Origin of the sequence: Arthrobacter sp. Rue61a, from assembly GCF_000294695.2 — a bacterium.
GTDB classification, from domain to species: Bacteria; Actinomycetota; Actinomycetes; order Actinomycetales; family Micrococcaceae; genus Arthrobacter; species Arthrobacter aurescens_A.
Genome location: NC_018531.1, coordinates 3551015 through 3577664, shown reverse-complemented (window position 1 = coordinate 3577664; position 26650 = coordinate 3551015). Strand labels below are relative to the sequence as shown.

At 62.5% G+C, this 26650-nt stretch carries 26 protein-coding genes and 1 pseudogene; 14 read left to right on the top strand and 13 right to left on the bottom strand.

Annotated elements, in window-relative coordinates; all coding sequences use genetic code 11:
- The first annotated feature begins 3 nt into the window (after window positions 1-3).
- The 3 genes from ARUE_RS16315 to menD all read left to right on the top strand — a co-directional run bounded on the left by ARUE_RS16315 (window position 4) and on the right by menD (window position 4825).
- Window positions 4-2091, top strand: a complete 2088-nt coding sequence (locus ARUE_RS16315) for a PhoX family protein (RefSeq protein WP_014922495.1) — start codon at window positions 4-6, stop codon at window positions 2089-2091.
- Between the two features lie 268 nt (window positions 2092-2359).
- The gene (locus ARUE_RS16310) at window positions 2360-2932 is read left to right on the top strand and encodes an SOUL family heme-binding protein (RefSeq protein ID WP_014922494.1); all 573 of its coding nucleotides are present in this window, start codon (window positions 2360-2362) and stop codon (window positions 2930-2932) included.
- A gap of 183 nt (window positions 2933-3115) precedes the next feature.
- Window positions 3116-4825 (top strand): 2-succinyl-5-enolpyruvyl-6-hydroxy-3-cyclohexene-1-carboxylic-acid synthase, encoded by a 1710-nt coding sequence (gene menD / locus ARUE_RS16305; RefSeq protein WP_014922493.1) that lies wholly within the window; start codon window positions 3116-3118, stop codon window positions 4823-4825.
- Between the two features lie 364 nt (window positions 4826-5189).
- Here menD and ARUE_RS16300 read toward each other — a convergent pair whose 3' ends face one another.
- The 4 genes from ARUE_RS16300 to ARUE_RS16285 form a co-directional block, all read right to left on the bottom strand.
- Window positions 5190-5984 (bottom strand): amino acid ABC transporter ATP-binding protein, encoded by a 795-nt coding sequence (locus tag ARUE_RS16300; RefSeq protein WP_014922492.1) that lies wholly within the window; start codon window positions 5982-5984, stop codon window positions 5190-5192.
- An 11-nt stretch (window positions 5985-5995) separates the two neighbouring features.
- A complete protein-coding gene (locus tag ARUE_RS16295; protein WP_011775740.1) occupies window positions 5996-6787 on the bottom strand; it encodes an amino acid ABC transporter permease in 792 nt (263 codons plus the stop codon).
- Between the two features lie 104 nt (window positions 6788-6891).
- Entirely contained in the window at window positions 6892-7689 is a 798-nt protein-coding gene (locus ARUE_RS16290; protein WP_011775739.1) for an ABC transporter substrate-binding protein, read from the bottom strand.
- Between the two features lie 158 nt (window positions 7690-7847).
- Window positions 7848-9203: an isochorismate synthase gene (locus tag ARUE_RS16285; RefSeq protein WP_011775738.1), complete on the bottom strand. Its 1356-nt coding sequence runs from the start codon at window positions 9201-9203 to the stop codon at window positions 7848-7850.
- Window positions 9204-9294: 91 nt separating this feature from the next.
- Between ARUE_RS16285 and ARUE_RS16280 the strand changes: the two genes are divergently transcribed.
- The 5 genes and pseudogenes from ARUE_RS16280 (at window position 9295) to ARUE_RS24770 (ending at window position 13870) form a co-directional block, all read left to right on the top strand.
- Window positions 9295-10056, top strand: a complete 762-nt coding sequence (locus ARUE_RS16280) for a demethylmenaquinone methyltransferase (protein ID WP_011775737.1) — start codon at window positions 9295-9297, stop codon at window positions 10054-10056.
- 29 nt (window positions 10057-10085) lie between these two features.
- Complete coding sequence (locus ARUE_RS16275) at window positions 10086-11429, top strand: geranylgeranyl reductase family protein (protein WP_014922491.1); 1344 nt, start codon at window positions 10086-10088, stop codon at window positions 11427-11429.
- Between the two features lie 9 nt (window positions 11430-11438).
- On the top strand, window positions 11439-12542 hold the full coding sequence (locus tag ARUE_RS16270; protein WP_011775735.1) for a polyprenyl synthetase family protein: 1104 nt from the start codon (window positions 11439-11441) through the stop codon (window positions 12540-12542).
- A gap of 446 nt (window positions 12543-12988) precedes the next feature.
- A pseudogene (locus tag ARUE_RS25010) lies at window positions 12989-13132 on the top strand (hypothetical protein); the annotation flags it as partial.
- 276 nt (window positions 13133-13408) lie between these two features.
- Window positions 13409-13870: an endonuclease domain-containing protein gene (locus tag ARUE_RS24770; RefSeq protein WP_286139774.1), complete on the top strand. Its 462-nt coding sequence runs from the start codon at window positions 13409-13411 to the stop codon at window positions 13868-13870.
- Between the two features lie 78 nt (window positions 13871-13948).
- Here the strand turns inward: ARUE_RS24770 and ARUE_RS16260 are convergent, their stop codons facing one another.
- Complete coding sequence (locus ARUE_RS16260) at window positions 13949-14371, bottom strand: hypothetical protein (protein ID WP_011775733.1); 423 nt, start codon at window positions 14369-14371, stop codon at window positions 13949-13951.
- Between the two features lie 13 nt (window positions 14372-14384).
- Entirely contained in the window at window positions 14385-15056 is a 672-nt protein-coding gene (locus tag ARUE_RS16255) for a trimeric intracellular cation channel family protein (protein WP_014922489.1), read from the bottom strand.
- On the opposite strand from ARUE_RS16255, the gene ARUE_RS16250 reads away from it, so the two are divergent.
- On the top strand, window positions 15057-15821 hold the full coding sequence (locus ARUE_RS16250) for a CbiX/SirB N-terminal domain-containing protein (RefSeq protein WP_051025000.1): 765 nt from the start codon (window positions 15057-15059) through the stop codon (window positions 15819-15821). It begins immediately after the preceding gene.
- A gap of 9 nt (window positions 15822-15830) precedes the next feature.
- Here ARUE_RS16250 and ARUE_RS24765 read toward each other — a convergent pair whose 3' ends face one another.
- From ARUE_RS24765 to ARUE_RS16215, 7 genes are all read right to left on the bottom strand, one after another.
- Window positions 15831-16031 (bottom strand): hypothetical protein, encoded by a 201-nt coding sequence (locus tag ARUE_RS24765; RefSeq protein ID WP_014922487.1) that lies wholly within the window; start codon window positions 16029-16031, stop codon window positions 15831-15833.
- 484 nt (window positions 16032-16515) lie between these two features.
- Entirely contained in the window at window positions 16516-16794 is a 279-nt protein-coding gene (locus tag ARUE_RS24760) for a hypothetical protein (protein WP_014922486.1), read from the bottom strand.
- 10 nt (window positions 16795-16804) lie between these two features.
- A complete protein-coding gene (locus ARUE_RS24755) occupies window positions 16805-17005 on the bottom strand; it encodes a hypothetical protein (RefSeq protein WP_286139773.1) in 201 nt (66 codons plus the stop codon).
- Between the two features lie 286 nt (window positions 17006-17291).
- Window positions 17292-17768, bottom strand: a complete 477-nt coding sequence (locus ARUE_RS16230) for a hypothetical protein (RefSeq protein WP_043470544.1) — start codon at window positions 17766-17768, stop codon at window positions 17292-17294.
- Window positions 17765-19033 carry a DNA/RNA non-specific endonuclease gene (locus tag ARUE_RS16225; protein ID WP_014922483.1) on the bottom strand — a complete coding sequence of 423 codons (1269 nt, stop codon included), beginning with the start codon at window positions 19031-19033 and terminating at the stop codon, window positions 17765-17767. The genes ARUE_RS16230 and ARUE_RS16225 overlap by 4 nt, the downstream gene beginning before the upstream one ends.
- A gap of 24 nt (window positions 19034-19057) precedes the next feature.
- On the bottom strand, window positions 19058-19948 hold the full coding sequence (locus ARUE_RS16220) for a hypothetical protein (RefSeq protein ID WP_014922482.1): 891 nt from the start codon (window positions 19946-19948) through the stop codon (window positions 19058-19060).
- Window positions 19949-19957: 9 nt separating this feature from the next.
- Window positions 19958-20311 carry a DUF6507 family protein gene (locus ARUE_RS16215; RefSeq protein ID WP_014922481.1) on the bottom strand — a complete coding sequence of 118 codons (354 nt, stop codon included), beginning with the start codon at window positions 20309-20311 and terminating at the stop codon, window positions 19958-19960.
- Window positions 20312-20605: 294 nt separating this feature from the next.
- Between ARUE_RS16215 and ARUE_RS16210 the strand changes: the two genes are divergently transcribed.
- The 5 genes from ARUE_RS16210 (at window position 20606) to mmuM (ending at window position 26504) form a co-directional block, all read left to right on the top strand.
- On the top strand, window positions 20606-22342 hold the full coding sequence (locus tag ARUE_RS16210) for a nitrite/sulfite reductase (protein ID WP_014922480.1): 1737 nt from the start codon (window positions 20606-20608) through the stop codon (window positions 22340-22342).
- Entirely contained in the window at window positions 22339-23091 is a 753-nt protein-coding gene (locus ARUE_RS16205) for a phosphoadenylyl-sulfate reductase (RefSeq protein WP_014922479.1), read from the top strand. The genes ARUE_RS16210 and ARUE_RS16205 overlap by 4 nt, the downstream gene beginning before the upstream one ends.
- Window positions 23088-24047 (top strand): sulfate adenylyltransferase subunit CysD, encoded by a 960-nt coding sequence (gene cysD, locus ARUE_RS16200; RefSeq protein WP_014922478.1) that lies wholly within the window; start codon window positions 23088-23090, stop codon window positions 24045-24047. The genes ARUE_RS16205 and cysD overlap by 4 nt, the downstream gene beginning before the upstream one ends.
- Complete coding sequence (locus ARUE_RS16195) at window positions 24048-25451, top strand: sulfate adenylyltransferase subunit 1 (RefSeq protein ID WP_011775726.1); 1404 nt, start codon at window positions 24048-24050, stop codon at window positions 25449-25451.
- A gap of 99 nt (window positions 25452-25550) precedes the next feature.
- Complete coding sequence (gene mmuM / locus ARUE_RS16190; RefSeq protein WP_014922477.1) at window positions 25551-26504, top strand: homocysteine S-methyltransferase; 954 nt, start codon at window positions 25551-25553, stop codon at window positions 26502-26504.
- Window positions 26505-26650 lie beyond the last annotated feature (146 nt).

Genomic DNA, 26650 nt, shown 5'->3' with positions numbered 1-26650 from the left:
CCCATGTCTGAAACCACCGGACGCACGTTTCCGCTGCTCCCCATGCTCGGCCACACCAAAGGCAAGCGCAGCGCCGTTACCTGTGCTTTGAAGTGCGACAACGCCTGCTCGGGCGATGTCTGCAACACCAGCGCCAACGGCTACTTCCGCGACATCGCTTCAACGGCCATGTCCCGCCGCGCCGCCCTGGGGCTCGGTGCCGCAGGTGCGCTCGCCGTCGTACTCGGTGGTGCCGTGTCTGGTGGCGACGCCGCCGTGGCTGACTCGGGCAACGGACTCTCTGACGCTGCAAAGAAGGGCTTCGACAAGTCCAAGCTCAAGTTCACCGCCATCAAGCCGGTAGACGCAGCAGTGGATGCCTTCACTGTTCCGGAGGGGTTCGACTGGAAGCCGATCATCCGCTGGGGCGACCCCCTCTTTGCCGACTCCCCGGCTTTCGACCTGAACGCGCAGACTGCTGCAGCACAGGCCCGCCAGTTCGGTTACAACAACGACTACACGGACATCCTGCCTATCCCGGGCTCTAAGGATCGCCGTGCCGTCCTGTTCACCAACCACGAGTACACCAACGAGAACATCATGCTGCCCGAGGGCTTCGACCCCGCAGAGGCACGGGCCATCGGCCGTGCCGGGCATGGCCTCGCCGTGGTGGAACTCGAGCGCAAGAACAAGAACAAGCCGTGGAGCTACGTTCAGGGCGCACCCCTGAACCGTCGCTTTCTCACCGACACTGTCTACGAGCTCACCGGACCCGCAGCAGGCACCAACCTGGTCAAGACCATCGACGACCCCGCCGGCCGCTGGATCAAGGGCACGCTGGGCAACTGCGCAGGCGGAACCACCCCATGGGGAACCATCCTCTCCGGAGAAGAGAACTTCAACGGCTACTTCGCAGCCCCTGGCACCAGCGACGGAGACAAGCGCTACGGAATCACCTCGAAGGCAACCACCCGTCAGTGGGAACTTGACGAGCCGCGCTTCGACACCCGCAACTCCGGCTACGCCAACGAAACCAACCGCTTCGGCTGGATCGTGGAAGTAGACCCGTTCGATCCCACCTCCACCCCCAAGAAGCACTCCGCCATGGGACGCTTCAAGCACGAGGGCGCCAACGTCATCGTCTCTCCCTCCGGACGGGTAGTGGCGTACATGGGTGACGACGAGCGCTTCGATTACCTCTACAAGTTCGTTTCCAAGGGCAAGTACCAGGCCGGCGACTCCAAGGAAGCCCGCAAGAACAACATGAACCTCCTCTCCGAGGGTGACCTGTATGTTGCGAAGTTCACAGGGGACTCGCCTGCGGACATTGACGGCACGGGCAAGCTCCCCGCAGACGGTGCATTCGACGGCACCGGTGAATGGCTGCCCCTGGTGGTCAACGGCACCTCCGCTGTGCCGGGCATGACCGTTCCCGAGGTCCTTGTTTACACCCGTTTGGCTGCCGATAAGGTTGGCCCCACCAAGATGGACCGTTGCGAAGACGTTGAGCCCAACCCGCGTACGGGCAAGGTCTATGTCGCCTGCACCAACAACACGGACCGCGGCAAGCCGGGCAAGGAAGGCGCCACGGAGGTCAACCCCCGCACGCTCAACCGTGACGGTCACGTTGTGGAGATCACTGAAGGACGCGAGCAGACGGGCACCAAGTTCAACTGGAACCTCCTGTTGGTAGCCGGCGATCCCAGCAAGAACACCTCCGCGTACTTCTCCGGATTCCCGGCCGACAAGGTCTCGCCCATCTCCTGCCCGGACAACGTGGCCTTCGACTCCGTCGGCAATCTCTGGATTTCCACGGACGGCGCCCCCGGCACCATTGGCTACGCGGACGGCCTGTTCAAGGTCACCCTCGAAGGTCCCGAGCGCGGCAAGGTGGAGCAGTTCCTTGCTGTCCCGCGCGACGCCGAGACCTGTGGCCCGATCATTCACGACGAAGAGCGCACTGTGTTCGTATCAGTCCAGCACCCTGGTGAGGACGGCTCCTTCGCCGCGCAGAACTCCTTCTTCCCGGACTACGTCCCGGCTGGCGCCACCCCCGCTGCCGGTGCCGCACGGGCACCTCGCCCCTCGGTGGTCCAGGTCTTCCGGAAGTAACGCCTGGCCCTCCCGTTTCTGACGAATGCTCTCCCACCCGGGCTCCCCGGGAGGGAGAGCATTTCGTCTTGCCGACCCTCTCTCACATCCCACGTGCTTGTGGCGTGACGCTCTCTCACATCCCACGTGCTTGTGGCGTGACGCTCTCTCACATCCCACGTGCTTGTGGCGTGACGCTCTCTCACATCCCACGTGCTTGTGGCGTGACGCTCTCTCACATCGGGTTCTATGGTGGCCTGCGCCTTGGCGGCGTAGGGTCGGTTGGACCATGACTGAACAGCAGCCGTACGATCTGGTCCAGCAGTATCCACACTTCGAGCTGCGCCGCTATCCCGCGCATGTACTCGCGGAGGTGCAAGTCCACGCCGCGTTTGATCGTGCCGGGAACGAGGCCTTCCGTTATCTTTTCAACTACATCAGCGGCAGCAACACCAGTAGACAGAAGCTGTCCATGACTGCGCCGGTCATTCAGGAGAGTGGAACGTCGGAGGAACTGGTCATGACGGCACCGGTCCTACAGAGCGGCCCCATTCCGGGGGTCGATCAGGACTACGTCGTTGCCTTTGTCCTGCCAGCCGGACTGACAGTAGAGACTGCTCCTGTACCTGACGAGTCCAGGGTCAAAATCCGTGAGGTGCCTGGGGCGTTATCTGCTGTAGCCCGATTCACAGGCAACGGATCAGCCGCGGCCTTTCAACGCCATACTGTAGCGCTGACGGAGGCCCTTCAGCTGGCTGATCTGACACCCATCGGTTCGCCCAGGTTCGCGCGTTTCGACCCTCCCTTCAAGCCTTGGTTCCTCCGCCACAACGAGGTAGTTCTGGACGTGAAGGAACCCTAACGGCACCGGGGTGAGAGACCGTTGGCCGGAAGGGCTGGGGATGTGAGAGAGGGTTGGCCTGAAGGGCTAGGGATGTGAGAGAGGGATGGCCGTTGGGGGCCGGGATGTGAGAGAGGGATGGCCGGAAGGGCTAGGGATGTGAGAGAGGGATGAGGGGCCGGGCGGCGCCAATAGACTGGAACGGTGACTTCCCAGGACTCTCTGACATCCATCGGCGCCGCACGGATCGCTGTTACAGCACTGCTCGACGGCGGTGTGCGGCACGTGGTGGTAGCGCCGGGTTCGCGCTCAGCACCCATGGCCTACGCCTTGGCGGAAGCGGAAGCTGCGGGCCGCGTCCGGCTCCACGTCCGCATCGATGAGCGCGACGCAGGGTTCACCGCGCTGGGCCTTGCCCTCTCCACTGAGGCGCCGGTTGCCGTGGTGACAACCTCCGGCACGGCGGTGGGCAATCTTCTGCCGGCAGTCATGGAGGCCAACCATTCAGCTGTCCCGGTGGTCGTCATCTCCGCAGACCGGCCGGAAGAACTTCACGGGACCGGGGCGAACCAGACCACCATCCAACTGGACCTTTTCGGCGATCACGTCAGATTCGCCGTCGACGTCCCGGCCGGTGACCACCCGCAGAAGGCTGTTGCCACCGCGCTCTACGCTGCCACCGGGGCCCTCGAAGATACACCTCCGGGCCCTGTCCAAGTGAATCTCGCCTTCCGTGATCCCTTGGTACCGGCGGACGGCGACGCCCTTCCGGCCGCCGCGGGACACGGCGTGTTCCACTACGACGCCGGTCCCCAAGCACTGAACCTTCCGGCAGCATCCGGCGAACTCGCTGAGCGACGCACCGTGGTCCTCGCGGGCCATGACGCCGGTCCCGTAGCCGAGGCCTTTGCCCGCGCCCATGGCCTGCCCCTGCTGGCCGAACCTTCGTCCAACGCGCGCTTCGGGCCGAACGCAGTAGGGCCTTACCGGGTATTGTTGGCACACTTCGGTCCTGATTCCCCGACGCCGATCGAACGTGTGGTCCTGTTTGGTCGCGCTACTCTCTCCCGCCCGGTGGCTTCCCTTCTGGCGCGTGAGTCTGTTGTGTCTGCTATCTACCAGCCCGTCCCCGTTGCTTGGTACGAAGAGGGCCGACGTCGCGAAACCCCTATCGAAACTCTTCCCGAGCTCGCCGACTTCGCCGGCCGTGGCTCCGCCGAATGGCTCGATTCCTGGCTCCTCGCTGGTGCTGCCGCCCAGCATGGCCTGGATGGTGTGCTCGCGGGGGAAGACCTCGCCAACGGTCCGTCCGTTGGGGCCACGGTCTGGGAGCATTCCCGCGGGCAGTTGGTGCTCGGTTCCTCCAACGGGATCCGCGACGTCGACCTCGCCGGCCAACCCCACCCCGAACCCATCGCCACCGTGTACGCCAACCGCGGCCTGGCCGGTATTGACGGCACCATCGCCACAGCCACAGGAATCGCCTTGGGCAGCGGACGCGAAACCACGGTCCTTCTGGGCGACGTCACTTTCCTCCATGACGCCGGCGGACTGCTCCTCGGCCACGGCGAGCCCGTGCCGGATCTCCGCATCGTGGTGCTCAACGATTCCGGCGGTGCCATCTTCAGCCTCCTCGAACACGGTGCGGTGGAGGACTCAGGCGCCTACGGCACCGCCGTCGAGCGCCTCTTTGGTACCCCGCACTCAGTGGGCATCGGGGCACTCGCGGCGGCGTACGGCGTCGGGCATCAGACGGTGAGCACGACGGCGGAACTCGCCGCGGCCCTCAAGTCGCCGCTGAAGGGACGCACCATTGTGGAAGTCCGCGTAGACCGCTCGGGCTTGCGGGCACTCCATGCCCGGATCAAGGAAGCCGTCTCGGCCGCAGTGGGCCAAGTCCTTACGGCCGGCTAGCCCCGCTCCGCCTACCCGCACCCGTTGCCGCTGTTTGCACCCGTTCGCGCTGGTGCGAATGGCGCGAAGGGGTGCGCCGTGGTTGAACGAGGGGTGCGCCGGGCGTGTGCGGGTGCCGGGGTGGTGCGGGGCGTGTGTTGTGTGTTGGTCGCACCCGTTGCCGCTGTTTGCACCCGTTCGCGCTGGTGCGAATGGCGCGAAGGGGTGCGCCGTGGGTGAACGAGTGGTGCGCCGGGCGCGAAAGGGTGCGCCGGGCGCGCGAAAGGGCGTCGAACGCAAAAACGGGAGGGTGACACCCCCATATGGGTGTCACCCTCCCGTTTCGGTGGCGCTAACGACTGTGCGCGGCCAGTGCCACAAAGGGTTACTCGTCCACCACGTCGATGTGCGTGGGGTCGAGGACGCGGCGCAGGAATTCCTTGGTGCGCGGCTGGGTGGGAGCGCTGATGACGTTCTCCGCAGGCCCTTCTTCCACCACAACGCCGGCGTCCATGAACACCACGCGGTCAGCAACTTCGCGGGCGAAGCCCATCTCGTGCGTGACCACCAACATGGTCATGCCTTCCTGGGCCAGCTTGCGCATGACGGCCAGGACATCGCCCACGGTTTCGGGGTCGAGGGCAGACGTCGGCTCATCGAAGAGCATGAGCTGCGGGTCCATGGACAGTGCCCGGGCAATGGCGACGCGCTGCTGCTGGCCACCGGAGAGCTGGTCCGGGTAACGGTCAGCCAAATGGCCCAGGCCGACGCGTTCCAGGTTGCGGCGCGCGACGTCCCCGGCCTCTGACTTGGACCGCTTGAGCACCTTCATCTGGGAGATGGTGCAGTTGTCCAGGACGCTGAGGTGCGGGAAAAGGTTGAAGTGCTGGAACACCATGCCGACGCTCTGGCGCATCCGGTTGAGGTCCACATCGGGGTCCGTGGCCTCGAACTTGCCCACGTTGATGGTTCCTGCGTTGGGCTGCTCCAGCAGATTGACGCAGCGCAGGAGGGTGGACTTGCCCGAACCCGAAGGTCCGATCAAGCAAACAACCTGGCCCGGTTCGACCGTCAGCGAGATGCCTTTGAGAACTTCGTTGCTGCCGTAGGACTTGCGCAGATCCTTGATATTGACGCCGGCGGCGCGAACGGTGGCCGTGCTCCCATTGGAGTTATTCATGACTGTCCTGCCTATCGCTTGGTCCGCGCGGAGCGGCTTTCGAACTTCCGTGCCAGGAGGCTCAAGGGGATGGTGATGACCAGGTAGAAGGCACCGGCCACAAGCAGCGGCGTGAGGCCTGCGCCGAGGCTGGAGATGCCGTCGCGGCCAAACTTGGTGAGCTCGTACTGGGAGGCGGTGAGGCCCAGGACGTAGATCAGCGAGGAGTCCTTGGTGAGCAGGATGATCTCGTTGGTCAGTGGGGGAAGAACGATCTTGAACGCCTGGGGGATGACGATTGACACCATTGCCCGCCAGTGAGGCATGCCCAGCGAACGCGCGGCTTCCATCTGGCCCTTGGGCACGGCCTGGAGGCCGGCGCGCAGGGTTTCAGCGATGTAAGCGGCGGCAACCATACCCAGTGAAACCATCACGATGATGTTGACGTCCCACTGGATTCCGAAGGCCAAGGGAACACCGTAGCCGAACGCGATGAAGACCAGCAGTGCCGGAACGCCGCGGAAGAACTCGATGTAGCCCGTGGCAAGCCAGCGGTACAGCGGGAAGGAGGAAAGCTTCATCAGGGCGAGCAGGAGGCCGCCGGAGAGGCCCACCACAAAGCCCAGGAAAGTGTAGATAAGGGTGTTCTTGAGGCCCACCAGGAAGATATCCGGGAACATGGGGCCGATCTTGGCGAAGTTGAAGACGCTGGTGCCAACCGTCTTCCAGTCCACGGCAATAATCACGGCGGCCACGGCCACAACAAAGATTCCGGCCTGGACGTACAAACTGACTTTGGCTCGTTGACGTGCAGTCATTGCCATGGGGTTCTCACATTCATGTTGCGCAGGTGGGGCCCCGAAAGGACCGTTTCAACAGATCGTTTCGGGGCCCGCCTGCGTGGATCTTGGAGGAGCCGGGGCTCGGACTACTTGGTGGCTTCGCCGAACCAGGTGGTCTCGAATTTCTTCAGCGTGCCGTCGTCGGTGATGCGCTTCAGCGTGGCGTTCACGGCATCCGCCATGGCGGTGTTGCCCTTCTTGATGGAGATGCCCAGCTTCTCGCCCGTTGCGTAGTCTTCAACGCGCTTGAGGTTGGAGTCGTCCTTGATGGCGTAGCCAAGTACGGACTGGTTGCCGACGGCGGCGTCAATGGTGCCAGCCTTGAGGGCCTGGACCAGGAGGCCGGAGTCTTCGAACTGCTGGGCGTCGATTCCCTTGTCCTTGGCGTACTGGGCGCCGGTGGTGGCCTGCTGGACGCCAACCTTCTTGCCCTTTGCGCCATCGAGGTTGTCGATGCCGGAGGCGGACGTGGCCACGAGGGTCAGGTCGTCGTCCAAGTACGGGGTGGAGAAGTCCATGACGTTCTTGCGGACGTCCGTGATGGAGATCGAGGAGATGGAGACGTCGCAACCGGTCAGTGCGGTGCCGGTCTCGATTGCTTCGAAGGAGCTGTCCACTACGTTGAGTTCGGCCTTGACGTCCTTGGCGAGCTCGGCGGCGATGTCCATGTCGAAGCCAACGATCTTGCCGTCCTTCTGGAATTCGAAGGGCTCGTAGGGAACGTCCGAGCATACGGTGAGCTTGCCGGCGTTGATGAGCTTGAGGCCCGACTCAGAGGACGCGGCCGGGGTGGAGGAACCACCACAGGCGGTCAGGGCCAGTGCGCCTGCTGCGAGCACGGCGGCAATCTTGGTGCCGGACAGAACCGAACGGGAGATCTGCATGTTGTTTACCTTTTGTTGCGGTGGATGCTGAACTGAGTCGGTTTTAGTGTAGCGCCGAACGTGAGATGTGCATCACAGGAAACGAAGTTTCACTATTGGATAACAAGTTTACCCACTTATCAACCCCGCAAGCAGCGGCCCTGTCTGGAATCCCAGATTCAGCGCTTGATGCCCAGCGCTTCAAGCATCGGCCTGAATTTGGCCCACGTTTCGGCCAATTCCGCCTCGGGCTGTGAGCCCTCAACGATGCCGCAACCTGCGTACAGGCGCACCGTGTTGGCGTCTTCGATGACCGCGCCACGCAGTGCGATGCCCCATTCGCCGTTCCCCGCAGCATCGAGCCAGCCGACTGGCCCGGCGTAGGGTCCGCGATCCAGATGTTCCAGTTTGCGGATCAAAGCCCCGGCCACCAAGGTGGGCGTTCCGCAGACCGCCGCGGTGGGATGCAAAGCATTGATCAAGGCCAGGCACGTGGGCACGTGACCCTCGATGTCCGCGAGCTCAGCCTTCACATCGGAGGCCAGATGCCACACATTGGGCAGCTCAAGGATGAAGGGCTCGCTATGGGAATTCATCGCTTCGGAGAAAGGAGCCAGTTGCCGCGTCAGAGAATCAATGGCGATCTCATGTTCGTGCCGCTGCTTCTCCGAACCGGCCAGGACTCGTTCCGCATATTCCATGGGGGAGCCGTCCATACCGTCCGCATCACGGCGATCCAAGGTTCCTGCCAACACACGCGCTTGTGCGGTGCGCCCCTCCACCTGAATCAGCATTTCCGGTGTGGCACCCACCAGTCCGTCGACGCCGTAGGTCCAGCATTCGCGGTACCTTGCGGCGAGCTGACGAAGCACCTCCGCGGCGTTGACGCCCTCGGGAAGGTTGGCCACGACGTCCCGCGCCAACACGAGCTTCTCCAGCTTCCCGGCGCGGATTTCCTCCACACCGTTGGACACGGCCTGCATCCAAGCGGCCTCACTCAAGGAGCCACGGCTGAGGTGACCGGCGGAACCGTCCGCCGCAATAGCGTCCGGTGAGAGTCCGACGTCGGGCCCTCCGCTCGCTGAACCGTCGCCGTTAGGCTCGGGCTCGGTCAGCCAGCGGTCCACCGAGGCGAGAACGCTTGCCTCGGTGAGGGGGCCGTCGTCGAACGTTAGCTGGGTGGCCCAGGCGCGGCCGTCGCGGATGCCAACCACAAGCTCGGGGAGGATCAGGCGGGAAACGTGGGGGGAGGTTTTGGAGAAGGCGAACGAGCCGAAAGCCACCGGACCAGTGCCTGGAACATCCACATGATCCGTGATTTCCGCCTCAAGAATGAGGTGCCGCCACCAAATGTCGGCTTCAAGGAATCGTTCGGGGCCTGTGGTGTTGAAGCGGGTCAGTTCGCCATAGCCCACCAGGCCGGCCTCGCGGCGGGACCAGCAGAGGACGTCGTCCCGCACCAGAAACGACGGCAGCCCCCCGGAGGATGATTCGACATCGAGGGGGACTGTCAAGGTACGGAGCGTGCTCGTCATGATGGAACAACAGTACTCCCGCGCGCAGCCAGAATCTGAGCCGACTTCTACAGCGCAGCAAAGTCGGCTGAATGTCTGAGACAATTACAGGGTGAACCGAGCATCCTTGGAAAAGCGTCCGGACGAAGTTGCGACGATGTTTGATGATGTCGCCCCAAAATACGATGTCGTCAATGATGTCCTGTCCATGGGGCAGACGCGGCGTTGGCGCCGGATCGTGGTTGATGCCATGGATGTGAAGGTAGGCCAGAAGGTCCTGGACCTCGCCGCCGGAACGGGAACTTCCAGCGAACCCTACGCCGACGCGGGCGTGGACGTAGTGGCCTGCGACTTCTCCCTGGGCATGCTCAAGGTGGGCAAGCGCCGCCGCCCGGACATCGACTTCATTGCCGGTGACGCAACCAACCTGCCGTTCGCTGACAACAGCTTCGACGCTTCCACCATTTCCTTCGGCCTCCGCAACGTGGTGGAACCCCGCAAGGCCCTTGAGGAAATGCTGCGCGTCACCAAGCCCGGCGGCCGCCTGGTCATTGCCGAGTTCTCGCACCCCGTGGTTCCCCTGTGGCGCAACCTCTACACCGAGTACCTGATGCGCGCTCTCCCGGCCATCGCCACCAAGGTGTCCTCCAACCCGGACGCCTACGTGTACCTTGCCGAGTCCATCCGCGCCTGGCCGGACCAGGACCACCTGGCCCAGTGGCTCAGCGATGCCGGCTGGACGGACATCACTTACCGCAATCTCAGTGGCGGCATCGTTGCCGTGCACCGTGCGCAGAAGCCCGACGAGCACCGCGAAAGTGTTCCAGTGGCAAAGCTTCGCCGCCAGATCAAGCCGCGCCACCAGGCCGGCTGACCTCGTACTGCCTGCTTATTTAGGACGACGTGAAAGTACTGATTGTTGGCGCGGGCCCGGCAGGGTCCACCGCCGCGTATTACCTCGCCCAAGCGGGCGTCGATGTCACGGTGCTGGAAAAGACCTCTTTTCCCCGTGAAAAAGTCTGTGGCGATGGGCTTACTCCGCGCGCTGTCCGCGAAATTCAGAAGCTCGGACTGCCCCACGCTGTTTCGGAAGGGTGGAGGCGCAACAAGGGCCTTCGCCTCATTGCCGGTGGTCGCACCATCGAGCTGCCCTGGCCCGAGGTAGCCGACTTTCCCACGTACGGACTGATCCGGACCCGCCTCGGTTTCGACGAGGATCTGGCCCGTCACGCCCAGTCCGCGGGCGCCGTCGTGCTTGAACGCCACAGTGTCACCTCCGCGTTGACTGCGGACGACGGCCGCGTCATTGGCGCCCGGGCTTCCATCCTGGACGAGTCCGGGCGAAAGACGGGCGAAACGCGCGACTTCCACGCCGACGTCGTGCTCGCTGCGGACGGCAATTCGACGCGAACCGCTGTGTCGCTGGGCATGCACAAGCGCGACGACCGTCCGTTGGGCGTCGCCGTCCGTACTTACTTCACGTCGCCGCGTCACGACGACGACTGGATGGAAGGCTGGCTGGAACTTCCCGGCAAGTCCGGTAAGCCGCTGCCCGGATACGGGTGGGTGTTCGGCGTCGGTGACGGCACGTCCAATGTTGGCCTGGGCATCCTGAACTCGTCCAAGGAGTTCGGCAAGCTCGACTACAAGCAGGTCCTGCGCGAATGGACCGCCGGCATGCCTCCCGAGTGGGGATTCACGCCGGAAAACCAAGTGGGGGAGATCCGCGGCGCCGCGCTGCCCATGGGCTTCAACCGCACGCCGCACTACTCGCCCGGACTGCTCCTGCTGGGCGACGCCGGCGGCATGGTGTCCCCGTTCAACGGCGAGGGCATTTCCTACGCTATGGAATCGGCCCGATTCGCGGCCGAGTTCCTGATTGACGCTTCGTCGCGCTCGGCTTCCGCCGGTTGGTCCACGCACGACGCCGATGCCCACCTTTCGCGGTACGCGGACTATGTGCGGGACCAGTGGGGATCGCACTTCACGCTTGGCCGTCTATTCGCTTCCTTGATTGGGAAGCCCGCCGTGATGAAACTGGCGCTGCGCACGGGTATGCCCATTCCTGTCCTGATGCGTTTTGTGGTTCGAATGCTCGCGAACCTCACGGATCCGTCCGCGAAAGGCTTCGAAGACCGCGTGATCCGGGTCCTCGAGATGCTGGTTCCGGCCACCTCCAACACTTCCCCTGCCAGCGCCCTTACGCCGGTAGGCACCGACTCCGCGGTTTCCGCAACAACTAGTTAGGGTTAACCCGTGACGAACTCTGCCGAACACAGCTGGACGCATGCCGGACACGGCTTGCCGCAGACTGTTGAGCCTGCTCCCAACACCACTGCGATCGCAACGGGGCTCCAGCTGCCCGCCGGTTTTGCCGCCATTGCCGGTGATGCCGAGCTCGGCCCTGCCATCACCACCAACCTTGCCCGGGTGGAGAAAAAACTCCGCGAAGCCATTTCCAACTCGGACCCCTTGGCTGACGCGACGTCGCGCCACCTGGTTGAAGCCGGTGGTAAGCGCATCCGTCCGCTGCTCACCCTGCTGTGCGCCCACCTTGGTGATGCTTCACGCCCCGAGGTTGTCCAGGCAGCTGTTGTGGTGGAATTGACGCACCTCGCCACGCTGTACCACGACGACGTCATGGACTCCGCTCCCTTCCGTCGCGGTGCTCCCACGGCCCACGAAGTATGGGGCAACTCGGTGGCCATCCTTACCGGCGACCTCATCTTTGCCCGCGCCTCTATCCTGGTGTCAGAGCTCGGTTCCCGTGCTCTGGGTATTCAGGCGCGTACCTTCGAGCGCCTGTGCCTTGGCCAACTCCACGAAACTGTTGGACCGCGGGAAGACGAAGATCCCGTAGAGCACTACCTGTCCGTCATCGCAGACAAGACCGGCTCGCTGGTAGCAGCATCCGGTCAGTTGGGTGCGATCTTCGCCGGTGCCGACGAGTCCTACGAGGACCTGCTGGTGGAATACGGCGAGAAGGTTGGCGTGGCGTTCCAGCTTGCCGACGACGTCATCGATGTGACCGGCGTCAAGGTCAAATCCGGCAAGTCCCCGGGCACCGACCTCCGCGAAGGTGTTCCTACGCTGCCTGTCCTGCTACTCCGCCGCGATGCTGCTGCAGGGGATGCCTCCGCGATTGCTTTGCTGGAACTCGTTGACGGCGACTTGAGCTCCGACGAGGCCCTGGCTGAAGTTGTTGCCGGTCTGCGCGAACACCCCGTCACCGAGGAATCGTGGAAGATCGCCCGCCAGTGGTCCGCCGAGGCCGTTGCGGCTCTGGAGCCGCTGCCCGAGGGCGTTGTGAAGGCGTCCCTGACCAACTTCGCCCACGCGGTGGTAGACCGCAGCAGCTAGTTTTCTGTTTGCTTTGCCGCAGGCGTCCGGCCCTTGAGGGGCTGGGCGCCTGTTTTGTTGGCTGCCCGTGTACCGCAGCTACCTACTTTGGGTGGCATGGGGACTGCATGGCCCTCGTTTTACGGCGTGTCCGGCTTTCTTGGCTTCAAAGTGGGTGGTGGCCGCACAGCCGTTTCGGCGCCACCCTGGTTTAAAAAAGGAATGGCCCCGGTTCGTTGCAACGTTACGAGTCATACGCTGCACCGAACCGGGACCACAATCTCCGTTCGCATCAGACCCACCGGAGGCATTTAGTGGATCCGTGAAAAGCTTATGACAATCCTGTCATATATGCAACTTTCCGCGTCAACGGTTTTTTCGTTCACGCAGCGTGATTTACAGGACGGCGTTGGTCCTCCATCACCTACTCAGACTTTGGGAAGCCCGGGACGCGCCTGCCGCAGGGTGTGTCGCTGCATTCAAGACCTCAAAGTAGGTGGTGGCGGCCCGCGGGAGTTGTCCACATAAGGAACTTCTCAACAACTGCAGGCTTTACTCGCCGCATGCTCACGAATGCAGTCAGGGACGGCCGAGTGACCCGCCTTCATCGTGGCGTCTACACGTCAAGAAGAGCGGACCCCGACGTCGTTGCCGCCTTTCGAGCCGATGGCCTACTTACCTGCGTTTCAGCAGCTCGCTTCTATCGGCTTTGGACCCTTGGCGACCCCGGCTCTCTCCATTTGAGCTGCAGTACGGGCCAAGTGAGACGTGGTGTAGTCCACCACGGAGCCTGCCTGCACCCGGCACACTCGTATCTACCAGTTGCAGGGGTAGCCGATGTCCTGATCCACTCCCTCAGGTGCCTACCGGAACTTGAAGCACTGGTCATGGTGCAGAGCGCAGTTAGCCAAGCACTCCTGTCTACGGATTTCCTGAGATCGAAGCTTCCCGGCAACCGGAATGGCAAGGTCCGCGAGATCGTGGGTTGGGTTCTCCCTCGTGCCGACTCCCTCTTGGAGGTGTTGGCCCATACACACTTCACCCGGGCAGGTCTCAGAGTCCGTATGCATGTGGACGTACCAGGTGTGGGAGAAGTGGACTGTCTGATCGAAGACTGCCTGATTGTAGAACTCGACGGCGGCACCCACCTGGAGGGGAAACAGGTCAAGAAGGACCAATACCGGAACAATGCAGGCATCCTCGGCGGACTCATGACCCTGCACTACTACTATGCAGACGTAGTGCATCACCCTCAGCGGATGGTGGACGAACTCCTAGTGGTTCTGCGCAACCGGGAGACCGGCCGTTTCGGCCCGTTCCGATACATAGCCGGCCGACCGCCGTCGTAATCCTTCGCGAGAGGGGAACAAAAACAGCCCCTTCCCAACCCGGAATGGGTGAGAAGAGGCTGCTCGAAACCTGGAAAGTTAGTCTTCGTCGTTAAATGCCCACTCGAACATGTCGAACACGAACTCGGAGAACGTGCCCTCTTCGCTCTTCCACTGGCCGCGGGCGTTGTTGCGGCGCCACACGATGGGGTCCGGGATGCTGAGGTCGGCGGTGCGGAAGCCCCAGGTGAACTGCTCATCCTCGTCCTCAAGGAACATGAGGAAGCCTTCGTCATCCACCTCGAGTTCCTCGGGGTCCCAGAAGTAGTGGTAGGCCTCCATGAGGTCCTCGCAGCCACCGATGGCGAGGTAGAACTCGCGCAGAACCAGCGGGATGGTGAAGGAGTGATCGGCGAGGGCGTCGTCCAGTTCATCCGGCGTGAGGCCGTCTTCTTCCTGCCATTCATCCTCGAGATACTTTGGGACCAGCGCGCGGAACTTCTCGAGGAACATGTCAGTCATGCTCTTATCCTAGCTAATCCCGGGCACCCGAAATTGCGCCCCCACCGGTGCCTGCGCGATGCCATCCGCGCACAGCCAGGGGGACATACCAGCCGCGGCGCCAGGCGGTCACCCGGAAAGTGAAGACAACACCGGCAATGACACAGGCCGTAAGCCCGCTGAACAGGCCAAGGTGCCACAGCAACGTGGTCAGCCCCGCGCCCACGAAGGCGGGCAGCGCATAGATATCGCGGTTGTTGAACAGGGTTGGAATCTCGTTGGCCGTGATGTCACGGAGCAGACCGCCGCCCACTCCCGTGGTGACGCCCAACAGGATTGCGGCCACCGGGTTCATGCCCGCACTGATGGCCTTCAGGGTGCCGGTGATGCAGAACAAGGCCAGCCCGCCGGCGTCGAACAGGGTCAGCAGAGAGGTGAAGCGCTGCACGGAGGAAAACAAGTAGTAAACCAGCAGCGCAGCCAACAACGGCGGGGCCAGGTACGCGGGGTTGGTAAAAGCGATAGGGGGACCGGCGTTGATCACGATGTCACGGATTACGCCACCGCCCAGCGCCGCGATGGAAGCGAGCAGCACTGAGCCAACAAAGTCGAACTGCTTCCGGGCGGCCAACAACGAGCCCGACACTGCAAAAAAGAACACGCCGATGAGGTCAAGCCAAAGAAGAACAATGTCAAAGGAAATCAAGTGGACTGGTTCTTTCTTAACGTGCTTAACAACAGGTGCTGGCTCAACGTTACGCTAGCTCCCATGAACAGCCCTGTTTTGATCGCTTGCGCCCACGGAACCCGCAATGCCGAAGGCCAAGCTGCCATCCGCCGTGTGATGGCAGAAATTGAGACCCTCCGCCCCGGCTTGCGCGTGGTTGAGGCGTACGTTGACGTGCAGGAACCGGAGCTGGGCGGAGTGGTGGAGGGCCTGCCGGAGGGGACTGCCGCCGTCGTCGTGCCGCTCTTGCTCTCTACCGGCTTCCACATCAAGGTGGACGTGCCCAAAGCGATCAAGACCCGGCCCGAGGTAGTGGCCGCAAGGCCGTTGGGCCCTGACCCGCGGCTGGCTGAGCTGTTGGCCACGCATTTGCGGGCGGCTGGACTGACCGAGAACGACGGCGTGCTGCTGGCTGCCGCTGGATCCTCGCTTCCGGACGGCTCGGTGGATTCGGAAGAGCAGGCGCGACTGCTCGGCGAGCTGTTGCCGAACAAGGTGCGGGTCGCCTATGGCGCCAGCGCCCAGCCGACAGTGCCCGACGGCGTCGCCTCCTTGCGTGCCGAACTCGCCGCCGACGGTGGGACAGGCAAGGTCTTCATTGCCTCATACCTGTTGGCTACCGGTTATTTCCACGACCAGCTGGCGAAGGCGGGCGCGGACGTTGTTGCGGCACCTTTGCTGCCGTCTCCTGTGTTGGCGGAGATCGCGCTGGAACGGTACGACGCAGTGTTGGCTAGCCGCTGACCACAGCGGTTAGGCATCCTCCGGGGTCCAAGTGGCCTTCTTGACTTCTTCGCGGAACCAGTCCGGGATGTGTACCTCTTCGCGGGGGAAGAGGTACAGCTCCTGGGCATAAGTGTCAGCGGACGGTTCACCGAGTTCCCAATGCGGTCTATCGTCGTAATTGTAGGAAGCCTCCCAGCCATCGCCGGTGGGCGTAACAATGAGGCGCATGGAAAACCACGTTCCCCTACTCGGCTTGTACATAGCTTCTCGAAGTTTCTTGGCCGCTAGGAGAACGCTGTCTTCGGTGCGCCTGCGTTTTACCTCTTTGTCACCTAGGTAAGCCTTTGCGGTGGCGCTTGCCCGGCCCCCTATCTCAGAGCGGACATACGCAAAAGTGTCCCACTCAATGTCCAAAGGCCGTGTCGTCCAAAGTCCTTCCGCGATGGTTCTCTCGAGTTCTCGAGTTGTTTCGAAAGTGTCCTGTGAGGTGGTTCCTTGCGTCATTCTGGAAGCCCTAGTCGGAATCCGGGGTCCATGTGGCGCCCTTCATTTCTTCTTTGAACCAGTCGGGGATGTGTTCCTCGTCGCGGGGGGAAGAGGTACAGCTCCTGGGCAAAAGTGTCGTTGACGGGATCACCAAGCTCCCAGACTGGCTTCTCCGTGTAGTTGAAACTGGCTTTCCAGCCATCGCCGGCTGGCGTGATGCCCAGAGTCATAGAAACCAGGTGCCTTTGCCTGGCTTGTACATCAACTCCCGTAGCGTCCGCGCCGCTACGACAACGCTCTTGTCGATGTGCTTGCGCTTCATCTCGGTGCCATCCAAGTAGGCCTTAGCAATGGCACTTGCTGTTCCGCCTACTTCTGAGCGGACGTATGCGAAGGTGTCCCACTCGATGTCGTTTGGCCGCGCAGCCCAAAGCGCTTCCGCAATGGTTCTCTCGAGTTCTCGAGTCGATTCGAAAGTGTCCTGTGAAGTGGCTCCTTGCCTCATTCTGGAAGCCCTAGTCGGAATCCGGGGTCCAGGTTGCGCCCCGCATTGCTTCCTTGAACCAGTCGGGGATGTGTTCCTCGTCGCGGGGGAAGAGGTACAGCTCTTGGGCGTAGGTGTCGTTGACTGGCTCGCCGAGTTCCCAAACGGGCTTTTCGTCGTAGTTGTAGCTGGCTTCCCAGCCGTCTCCTTTGGGAGTGACTTTCAGAGTCATGGAAAGCCAGGTTCCTTTGCCGGGCCTGTACAGCACTTCCCTAAGCGTCCGGGCTGCTATAAGAACGTTGTTGTCCACGTGGATGCGTTTCACCTCGGCACCGGCTAAGTAGGCCCTTGCGATGGAGCTTGCCCTGCTTCCGATTTCGGAGCGAACATATGCAAACTCATCCCATTGGATGTCTTGGGGCCGAACGGCCCAAAGTCCTTCAGCAATGGTTCTCTCGAGTTCTCGAGTCGATTCGAAAGTGTCCTGTGAAGTGGTTCCTTGCGTCATTCTGGAAGCCCTAGTCGGAATCCGGGGTCCAGGTGGCACCCTTCATTTCTTCTTTGAACCAGTCAGGGATGTGTTCCTCGTCGCGGGGGAAGAGGTACAGCTCCTGGGCAAAAGTGTCGTTGACGGGATCACCTAGCTCCCAGAGGGGCTTCTCCGTGTAGTTGTAACTGGCTTCCCAGCCATCGCCGGCTGGCGTGATGCTCAGAGTCATAGAAAACCAGGTGCCTTTGCCTGGCCTGTACATCAACTCCCGTAGCGTCCGCGCCGCGATGACAACGCTCTTGTCGATGTGCTTGCGCTTTATCTCGGCGCCATCCAAGTAGGCCTTAGCGATGGCACTTGCTGTTCCGCCTACTTCTGAGCGGACGTATGCGAAGGTGTCCCACTCAATGTCCAAAGGCCGTGCCGTCCAAAGTCCTTCCGCAATGGTTCTCTCGAGTGCTCGAGTTGTTTCGAAATCTTTTTGGCTCTCTCTCCCTGCCGTCATGATCGCTTCTTTCCTATCAGGTTGGGGAATTCCCTGCTTATCAGGCCTTCCCCGTTTTCCCATGCATTGACTTCAAATAGTGAGGGAGTCTTCAGTCCCGGTGTGCGAATAATGTCTATTTCCAAATCGATCTTAGGCGGCGGTACTTCGAGCAACTTGTCGCGGAGCTGCATCTCTATCCTGTAGAAGTTCTTCCGGTTAACGGAGCTTCGGTTCAGTTCCTTTAGCATGCCAACGGTGTTGATGCGTTCGCCGATTCCGTCGAAGAGTCGCGCGATGAGGTGGCCGCCGTCGTAGTCGGGTGGAACGACGTCGGGATCCCAGTCGCCTATCTCGGCCATTGATTCCCTGCCGACCTGTCCTTGGATGTATGGGGACCTTTGGCCGTCCCCGAGTTCGAGCCCCTCCACCTTGACGTGTTCCGTATGTCCTTCTCCATTGGTCTTGAACGTCACGTCACCTTTGACGCCCTCCACCTTGTACGTCATGTCCGGCAGCGGGTTGTTCAGGTCAGGGTTCAGTTTGTCCTTGACCTTGGTGATGACAGCTTCTTTGATGGTCCCGTTCGCATCCGTAATGAAGGTACCGCGGCCGGGCACCCGGTATTCGGTGTTGGGTGCGAAGCCTTCGGTGACTTTGGTCCAGGGAGTCCTGGGTCCGGGAACCATGGAATCGGGGACACGAACCACTTGCTGCACTGCAGGGTTCGAGGCATCGTGGAGCGGCGAAGGTTTGAGTTGGGCGATGACTTCGTGATGCTCCGCGGCTCTGCCGAGGGTGCCCATCGCCGGGGGACGGTAGGCGGCCTGGTCCAGGCGGTCGATGCCGTGAAGAACCTCCTCTGCCAGACCGCCCAAAGGACCACGGCCCACCCCGGAGATGCCGTCCGCTACACGGACTGCGCCAGCACCGTCGTCGAGGTGGTTGAGGAGGTTCGCGGATCCCTGCAACGGTGGTTTGACCAGGCTCTCCCAGGTGACAACCTTGACCGTAGTCATCACGTCAGTGATTTTTGCTACCGTCACTGAACGGAGTTCTCCTACTTTGGCAAGGCCTGGCAGTGTGCCGGGCAGACTTGCTAGGTTACCCGCACTGGCGAGACGCAGACCAAGTCGTTCAGCGAGGGATCCGGCCTTCAGGACGCCAGCCGTACCGAAGGAGACAACGAAGGCGCCAACATCCGCTGAGTTGCGGGTCAGGGCATATTCCCATTCGCCCTTTGACCATGCGTCCGCCTGGAATAAGTCCGGAAGGACCTTTCCCAACTGCTCAGCCGCAGCGTCCTGCTCCTACTGTTTCCCTGTGATTGCCCGGTCCAGCCAGATGCCAGGGGCTACAAACATGCCCACGTTCCAGAGCATGCTGCCCACACCACTCCAGGCGTCACCGAAATTTTGGGTGGTGAGGCCCAATTCCTTAATCTCGGGTTTCCACGCCAGCGACAACGGAGTCAATGAGTAGGCGCCGCCCACCAACTCCCACCCCGAGTCCAACAGGCCCTGCCCAGCACCCATCAAGCCCCGAAGTCTGGCCCGATCCACGGGTGCGCCCCAGGGGAGATCACCTTGTGCGCCCAATGCATCCAAAGTCCCGGCATCAACAGCATGAACATTGGATCCATCCGGCTTCGCCTGCGAATCGTTGATGTTCACATAATGTGTTCCGCCGTACTGGGCAGCGATCTTATTGGCACAGTCCTGCTCGGCTTCCATGAACCGAGCCTTGATGTTGTTAAGTTCAGCGAGCTGCCGGTTCTGCTCACTAACGAGCTCAGGAGCGGTGGCCCACTCGTCGCCCTTGAGCTCAATGCGTGAACTGAGATTTCCGGAATCGCTCCTCAGGGCGTCGCTTCTCGTTTTGATGTCGCGGCAAGCGGAAGCGAAAACCGACAGGGCAGAAGCGACCATTGAAACGCCGCTATTGAGATCATCCGCCATGGTGGTAACTGGGGAAAAGGCCGCCAGAAGCTGTGGCTTCTCGGGTGTATCGAATGTCCCGGCCAAGGCGTTCCAGCCCGAGGCAGTGACCTGAACTGATGCCTCATACTTCGCCCCGGCAGTTGAAAGGGCAGCAGCTTGTGCGTCCAAAGCTTCCGGGTTGGGTATCACGGGCAACGCTGTGAGGTCGAGGCCCGGGACCCCACCCCCTGGCGCTACACAAATCTCGTTGAAGGTAGTCATGTTGTCCCTTTAGCCAAGCTCCGCCGGGCGGTGACCTGCCCGCAGTGGCATGGCGCCGCCGTCGGACGCGCTGTTACCGGACGCGCTGTTGCCGGCCGCGATGGCCGAGGCCTGGGCCTGCTGCGCCATGACGCCGTCTGCCTGAACGTACGCCATGAGGGCGTCGTTGGTTCCTTGGACGATTGCTGCGGACCTGCCGGCAATGAACTTGACCTTGAGTGCCAGTGACTGCTCTACGAATTCATTGAGCGCCTGAGCTACGAGACCGGTGCCGAGTGTGGCCCCAGCATCGGAAATGGCGGTCCCCATACCCTTCGCCGCTTCGTTCTGCGCGTCGATATTAGAAGCCGCCGTGGTCAGCACGCGTGGGTGCCTGCGGTGTCAATATTCCAGTTGAGCGTCATCGTTCCCCCAAATAGCGTCCTCGGACTCGGCCGATACCTCAACGACGCTACAACGATTGGACGAATCCGTCTTGTCACACGTTCAATCCCACAGAGGAGCGTCACGAAAGGGGCCACAAAGCCACAATATGAACCTGCATAAGAAGCCCGCTGCAACAAGGCCGATGAAGCCTTCGTGACGAAATGTTTCCCTAGGTGACTTCGCGTTTCCGGACCTTTGCTGGCGAAAACTGGCCAGACCTACAGTCGATGTATGACAGATACAGCTGTAGCCGGTGCGTCGGCTGAGACCACCAAGCGTCCGGCACGCACCCGCCCTGCCGCCAAGCCCCACGGCCAGTGGAAGGTTGACGGCACCGCGCCCCTCAATGCCAACGAGACCTGGAAACAGGAAGACAACGGGCTGAACGTCCGTGAGCGGATTGAGTCTGTCTACTCCAAAGAGGGCTTCGATTCGATCGACGGCACAGACCTTCACGGCCGCTTCCGTTGGTGGGGCCTCTACACCCAGCGCAAGCCCGGGATCGACGGCGGCAAGACCGCAACGCTTGAACCGCACGAGCTCGAAGACAAGTACTTCATGCTGCGTGTGCGCATCGACGGCGGTGCGCTGACCACCGAGCAGCTTCGCGTTATTGGCCAGATCTCCGTGGACTTCGCCCGCGGCTCGGCCGACCTCACGGACCGCCAGAACATCCAGCTGCACTGGATCCGTGTTGAGGACGTGCCGGAAATCTGGCGCCGCCTCGAAGGCATCGGACTGTCTACTACTGAGGCTTGCGGCGACGTTCCCCGCGTCATCCTCGGATCCCCGGTCGCGGGCATCGCCAAGGACGAGATCATCGATCCCACGCCGTTGATCCACGAGCTGGCCGAGCGTTTCATCGGCGACCCCGAGCTGGCTAACCTGCCGCGCAAATACAAGACCGCCATCACGGGCCACCCGTCCCAGGACGTGGTGCACGAGATCAACGACTTCGCCTTGGTTGGCGTCGTCCACCCCGAACTCGGCGCGGGCTACGACCTCTGGGTTGGCGGCGGCCTGTCCACCAACCCCCGCTTGGCCGAACGCCTGGGTGTGTTCGTCTCCGCTGACGTTGCCGCTGAAGTATGGCTCGGCGTCACCAGCATCTTCCGCGACTACGGTTACCGCCGTATGCGCACCAAGGCCCGCCTGAAGTTCCTCATGAACGATTGGGGTCCTGCCAAGTTCCGCCAGATCCTTGAAGACGAATACCTCGGATTCAAGCTTCCCGATGGCCCTGCAGCTCCCAAGCCCACGGCTCCCGGTGACCACATCGGCGTTCATGAGCAGAAGGACGGCAAGTTCTTCATCGGCGTGACCCCGACTGTGGGTCGCACCTCCGGCGAGGCACTGGTTACGCTGGCTGACACGCTGGAGAAGCACGGAAGCTACCGCCTCCGTACCACTCCTCACCAGAAGCTGGTCATCCTGGACGTGGCCAAGGAGCAGGTGGAGCCGCTCATCGCCGAACTGGATACCTTGGGCCTCTCGGCTCGTCCGTCCGTGTTCCGCCGCGGCACCATCGCCTGCACGGGCATCGAGTTCTGCAAGTTGGCCATCGTGGAAACCAAGGTCACGGCGGCTACGGCCATCGCTGAGCTGGAGCGCCGCTTGGCCGACCTCGTGGAGACCAAGCAGCTGCCGTCGGCACTGTCCCTCCACATCAACGGTTGCCCGAACTCCTGCGCACGTATCCAGACGGCCGATATCGGCCTGAAGGGCATGATGCTGCCAACGCCCGACGGCGATCCCACCCCGGGTTTCCAGGTCCACCTCGGTGGCGGGCTGGCTAACAACGAGCGCGAGGAAGCCGGTTTGGGACGTACCGTCCGCGGCCTCAAAGTCACGGTGGAAGACCTGCCCGATTATGTGGAGCGCGTGGTCCGGAAGTTCGTCGCCGTGGGCGCAGAGGGCCAGACCTTTGCAGAGTGGGCACACTCGGCAGATGAAGGAGATCTCCAATGACAGATCCCGTCACCATTACCAACCTCGCCAGCTCAGCAGCCCGTCCGTTGCTGCGCTCCCATGAAGAGCTCAAGGCCTTAGCTGAATCAGGTGCTGCTGAGCTGGGCTGGAACGCGCCGGCTCGGGACGTCATCGCCTGGGTGGCCCGCAACTTCGAACTGCCCACGGTGACAGTCGCCTGCTCCATGGCCGATGCCGTCCTGCCGGCTTTGGTCGCGGACCAGCTTCCCGGCGTCGACGTCTTGTTCCTGGAAACCGGCTACCACTTCAAGGAAACGCACCAGACCCGCGACGAAGTTGCGGCCAACCTGCGCGTCAACGTGGTGGACGTCCTTCCGGAAAGCACCGTGGAACAGCAGGACCGCCTTCTGGGCAAGGACCTGTTCGCCCGGGACCCCGCCCAGTGCTGCGCGCTGCGCAAGGTTCAGCCGCTGCGCCGCTCGCTTGCCGGCTACGAGGTGTGGTTCACCGGTGTCCGACGCGATGAAGCCCCCACCCGCACGAATACTCCCGTGGTCACCTGGGATGAAGGCTTCGGCCTGGTCAAGGTGAACCCGATGGTCGACTGGACCTTCGATCAGCTGATCGAGTACTCCGAGGACAACATCCTTCCCGTCAACCCCCTCCTGAGCCAGGGCTACCCGTCCATCGGCTGCCAGCCCTGCACCCGCAAAGTGGCCCCGGGTGAAGACCCCCGCGCCGGCCGCTGGGCAGGATCCGACAAGACAGAATGCGGACTACACACATGAGCACGTACACAACAGAGGAGTCCACGGTGGAAGTTGCAGCGGCAGTTGACGCCCCCTCAGCCGAGCGCCTCTCCAGCTTGGACACCCTCGAGTCCGAAGCCATTCACATCATCCGCGAGGTTGTTGCCGAGTTCGAGAAGCCCGCGCTGCTGTTCTCCGGCGGCAAGGATTCCGTGGTCATGCTGCACCTGGCCACCAAGGCGTTCTGGCCGGGCAAGGTTCCCTTCCCCGTCCTTCACGTGGACACGGGCCACAACTTCCCGGAGGTCATCGACTTCCGCGACCGCACCGTTGAGCGCCTGGGCCTGAAGTTGGTTGTTGGCTCCGTGCAGGAGTTCATCGACCGCGGCGAGCTTGCCGAGCGCGCCGACGGCACTCGCAACCCGCTGCAGACCGTTCCGCTGTTGGACGCCATCCAGCGCAACAAGTTCGACGCCGTGTTCGGCGGCGGCCGCCGTGACGAGGATAAGGCCCGTGCCAAGGAGCGCATCCTCAGCCTCCGCGACGAATTCGGCCAGTGGGACCCGCGCAACCAGCGCCCCGAACTGTGGAACCTGTACAACGGCCGCCACACGGTGGGCCAGCACGTCCGCGCGTTCCCCATCAGCAACTGGACCGAGCTGGACATCTGGCGCTACATCGAGCGTGAGAACATCGAGCTCCCCAGCCTCTACTACGCTCACGAGCGCGAAGTTTTCGCCCGCGACGGCATGTGGCGTGCTGTGGGCGAGGTTTCCCAGCCGCTGCCCAACGAGGATGTCATCACCAAGCTGGTGCGCTACCGCACGGTGGGAGACATGTCCTGCACAGGTGCCGTCGAGTCAGACGCCCGCACTGTGGCCGACGTCGTTGTTGAAGTCGCTGCCTCCACCCTGACCGAACGTGGCGCCACCCGAGCAGATGATCGCATCTCCGAGGCAGCCATGGAAGACCGCAAGAAGGACGGCTACTTCTAAATGAGCACCGAAACATTGGCTGCCGGGCTGGAAACAGCCCTGCCCACAACCCTCTTCCGTTTCGCGACCGCCGGCTCGGTGGACGACGGCAAGTCCACTTTGGTGGGCCGCCTCCTTCACGATTCCAAGGCTATTCTTGCTGACACGCTCGACGCCGTTGCCCGCACCTCTGCGGACCGCGGCTTCGGCGGGGAAAAGGGCGGGATTGACCTGGCCCTCCTGACCGACGGCCTGCGTGCCGAGCGCGAGCAGGGCATCACCATCGATGTCGCCTACCGCTATTTCGCTACGGACCGCCGCAGCTTCATTCTGGCGGACTGCCCCGGCCACGTTCAGTACACCAAGAACACGGTGACCGGCGCGTCCACTGCGGATGCCGTCGTCGTACTCATTGACGCCCGTAAGGGTGTGCTGGAGCAGACCCGCCGGCACCTGTCCGTGCTGCAGTTGCTGCGTGTGGCCCACGTCATCGTGGCGGTGAACAAGATCGACCTGGTGGACTTCAGCGAGCAAGTGTTCCGCGACATCGAAACTGATGTTCAGAAGGTTGCCCGCGAGCTCGGCCTGGGTTCCGATGGCGTTGCTGATCTGCTGGTGGTTCCCGTTTCGGCGCTCGACGGCGACAACGTTGTGGATCGCTCCGAGCGCACCCCTTGGTACACCGGACCTGCACTGCTGGAGGTCCTCGAAACCCTCCCTGCCGCTGATGAGCTTGAGGCAGAACTGGAAAGCTTCCGCTTCCCGGTCCAGCTGGTCATCCGGCCGCAGGGCGCCCTTGCTCCGGATGCTGTTGCTGCCGGGCTCGATGTAGAGGCGTACCGCGATTACCGTGCCTACGCCGGCCAAATCACCGAGGGCTCCGTGAAGCTCGGCGACGAAGTATCCGTCATCAGCCCGGGTCACGAGCCGCGCACCACCACGGTTGTTGGCATCGACTTTGCCGGCCAGTCGCTGGAAGAGGCCGCTGCCCCGCAATCGGTGGCTGTCCGTTTGGCCGACGAGATCGACATCGCCCGCGGCGACACCATCGCTGCAGCCGGGACGGTCCGCGAAAGCACCGCTGACCTGTACGCATCGCTGGCATGGCTCTCGCCGAAGCCGCTCCGCGAAGGCCAGAAGGTCCTGGTGAAGCACGGAACGCGCACCGTTCAGGCGCTGGTCCGGAACGTCACCGGCAAGCTGGACCTGGCTACGTTCAACGTGGAGCCGGCTTCCAACCTGGAGCTCAACGACATCGGACACGCGCAGCTTCGCTTGTCCGCTCCGTTGCCGCTGGAGAACTACCTGCACCACCGGCGCACAGGCGCCTTCCTGGTGATCGACCCCATCGACGGCAACACCCTTGCCGCTGGTTTGGTGAAGGACCACCCGGGCGACCATGAAGACGAACGTTACGTCATCTAGGGTCACACGTAGTCACAAAACCGCAGCTTGTTCGCGACTCCTAACGTTGTACGGCGGGATCAGCGAGCAAGCTGCGGTTTTCTTTTTGGGGAAGGACCCATGCCACATAACACCACGCTCAGCACCCATCTGGCTACCGGCAAGGACCTGGTTTTGGACGGCGCACTTGCCACGGAACTGGAGGCCCACGGTTGCGATCTTGAGGATCCGTTGTGGTCGGCCAAGGTCCTGCTGGAGCAGCCGCACCTGATCAAACAGGTCCACAGGGACTACTTCGACGCCGGTGCCTCCGTTGCCATCACAGCCAGCTACCAGGCGACTCCGCAGGGTTTCGCATGGCGTGGGCTGGGCGCTGAAGAGTCGCTGGAGTTGGTGGCGTTGAGTGTCCGCTTGGCCGATGAAGCGCGCCGGGAAGCTTTGGCAGATGGCACCGCGAATGGGCCGCTTTTGGTGGCCGGATCCGTTGGCCCATACGGCGCTTACCTCGCTGACGGTTCAGAGTACCGCGGTGATTACACGCTTTCTGCCGCGGAATTCAGGGACTTCCACCGGCCTCGCATTGCTGCGCTGGTGGAAGCCGGCGCGGATTTCCTGGCATGTGAGACGCTGCCGTCATACGCCGAAGCGGAGGCGCTGGTGGCGCTCGTAGCGGAGTTCGACGTCGAATCCTGGTTTACGTTTACGCTGCGGGACAGCGGCCACATCAGCGACGGAACACCGATCGGCGACGTGGCTGTGCTGCTCAGCGCGGAACCGCGCGTGACCGCCGTCGGCGTTAACTGTGTGCCGCTGGAGCTCGTAACGGACGCGCTCGGCACTCTGCACCGCTTCTCGAACAAGCCACTGGTCGCGTATCCGAATTCGGGGGAGAGCTACGATGCCGTGACCAAGACGTGGGCTCCATCGGCGGGCGTTCAGGGCAGTGGAACCTTGGCGGGCAACGCCCCGGATTGGCAGGATCGCGGCGCCCGTCTCATAGGTGGCTGCTGCCGCACAACTCCGCGCGACATTGAAGGCCTGGCAGCGAATATGACGCCACGTGAACCTGCGTGAACCTTGGTTTCTGCGGGATTGAAGCGGAAATATGACAGTCCCTACTGTGAATGCATGACCTCTCCGGAATGGTCCTTGCTTGCCCTCGACGGGCGATGTCACGGGGCCTGATCTTCGCCCCAACTCGCATCCAACATCTCCTTAGG

What these genes read in the sequence shown, in the direction of transcription:
- ARUE_RS16315 (WP_014922495.1), top strand. Translation starts at nt 4, where the DNA reads ATGTCTGAAACCACCGGACGCACGTTTCCGCTGCTCCCCATGCTCGGC.
- ARUE_RS16310 (WP_014922494.1), top strand. Translation starts at nt 2,360, where the DNA reads ATGACTGAACAGCAGCCGTACGATCTGGTCCAGCAGTATCCACACTTC.
- ARUE_RS16300 (WP_014922492.1), bottom strand. Translation starts at nt 5,984, where the DNA reads ATGAATAACTCCAATGGGAGCACGGCCACCGTTCGCGCCGCCGGCGTC.
- ARUE_RS16295 (WP_011775740.1), bottom strand. Translation starts at nt 6,787, where the DNA reads ATGGCAATGACTGCACGTCAACGAGCCAAAGTCAGTTTGTACGTCCAG.
- ARUE_RS16290 (WP_011775739.1), bottom strand. Translation starts at nt 7,689, where the DNA reads ATGCAGATCTCCCGTTCGGTTCTGTCCGGCACCAAGATTGCCGCCGTG.
- ARUE_RS16285 (WP_011775738.1), bottom strand. Translation starts at nt 9,203, where the DNA reads ATGACGAGCACGCTCCGTACCTTGACAGTCCCCCTCGATGTCGAATCA.
- ARUE_RS24770 (WP_286139774.1), top strand. Translation starts at nt 13,409, where the DNA reads ATGGTGCAGAGCGCAGTTAGCCAAGCACTCCTGTCTACGGATTTCCTG.
- ARUE_RS16260 (WP_011775733.1), bottom strand. Translation starts at nt 14,371, where the DNA reads ATGACTGACATGTTCCTCGAGAAGTTCCGCGCGCTGGTCCCAAAGTAT.
- ARUE_RS24765 (WP_014922487.1), bottom strand. Translation starts at nt 16,031, where the DNA reads ATGCGCCTCATTGTTACGCCCACCGGCGATGGCTGGGAGGCTTCCTAC.
- ARUE_RS24760 (WP_014922486.1), bottom strand. Translation starts at nt 16,794, where the DNA reads ATGAGGCAAGGAGCCACTTCACAGGACACTTTCGAATCGACTCGAGAA.
- ARUE_RS24755 (WP_286139773.1), bottom strand. Translation starts at nt 17,005, where the DNA reads ATGACTCTGAAAGTCACTCCCAAAGGAGACGGCTGGGAAGCCAGCTAC.
- ARUE_RS16230 (WP_043470544.1), bottom strand. Translation starts at nt 17,768, where the DNA reads ATGACGGCAGGGAGAGAGAGCCAAAAAGATTTCGAAACAACTCGAGCA.
- ARUE_RS16220 (WP_014922482.1), bottom strand. Translation starts at nt 19,948, where the DNA reads ATGACTACCTTCAACGAGATTTGTGTAGCGCCAGGGGGTGGGGTCCCG.
- ARUE_RS16210 (WP_014922480.1), top strand. Translation starts at nt 20,606, where the DNA reads ATGACAGATACAGCTGTAGCCGGTGCGTCGGCTGAGACCACCAAGCGT.
- ARUE_RS16205 (WP_014922479.1), top strand. Translation starts at nt 22,339, where the DNA reads ATGACAGATCCCGTCACCATTACCAACCTCGCCAGCTCAGCAGCCCGT.
- cysD (WP_014922478.1), top strand. Translation starts at nt 23,088, where the DNA reads ATGAGCACGTACACAACAGAGGAGTCCACGGTGGAAGTTGCAGCGGCA.
- ARUE_RS16195 (WP_011775726.1), top strand. Translation starts at nt 24,048, where the DNA reads ATGAGCACCGAAACATTGGCTGCCGGGCTGGAAACAGCCCTGCCCACA.
- mmuM (WP_014922477.1), top strand. Translation starts at nt 25,551, where the DNA reads ATGCCACATAACACCACGCTCAGCACCCATCTGGCTACCGGCAAGGAC.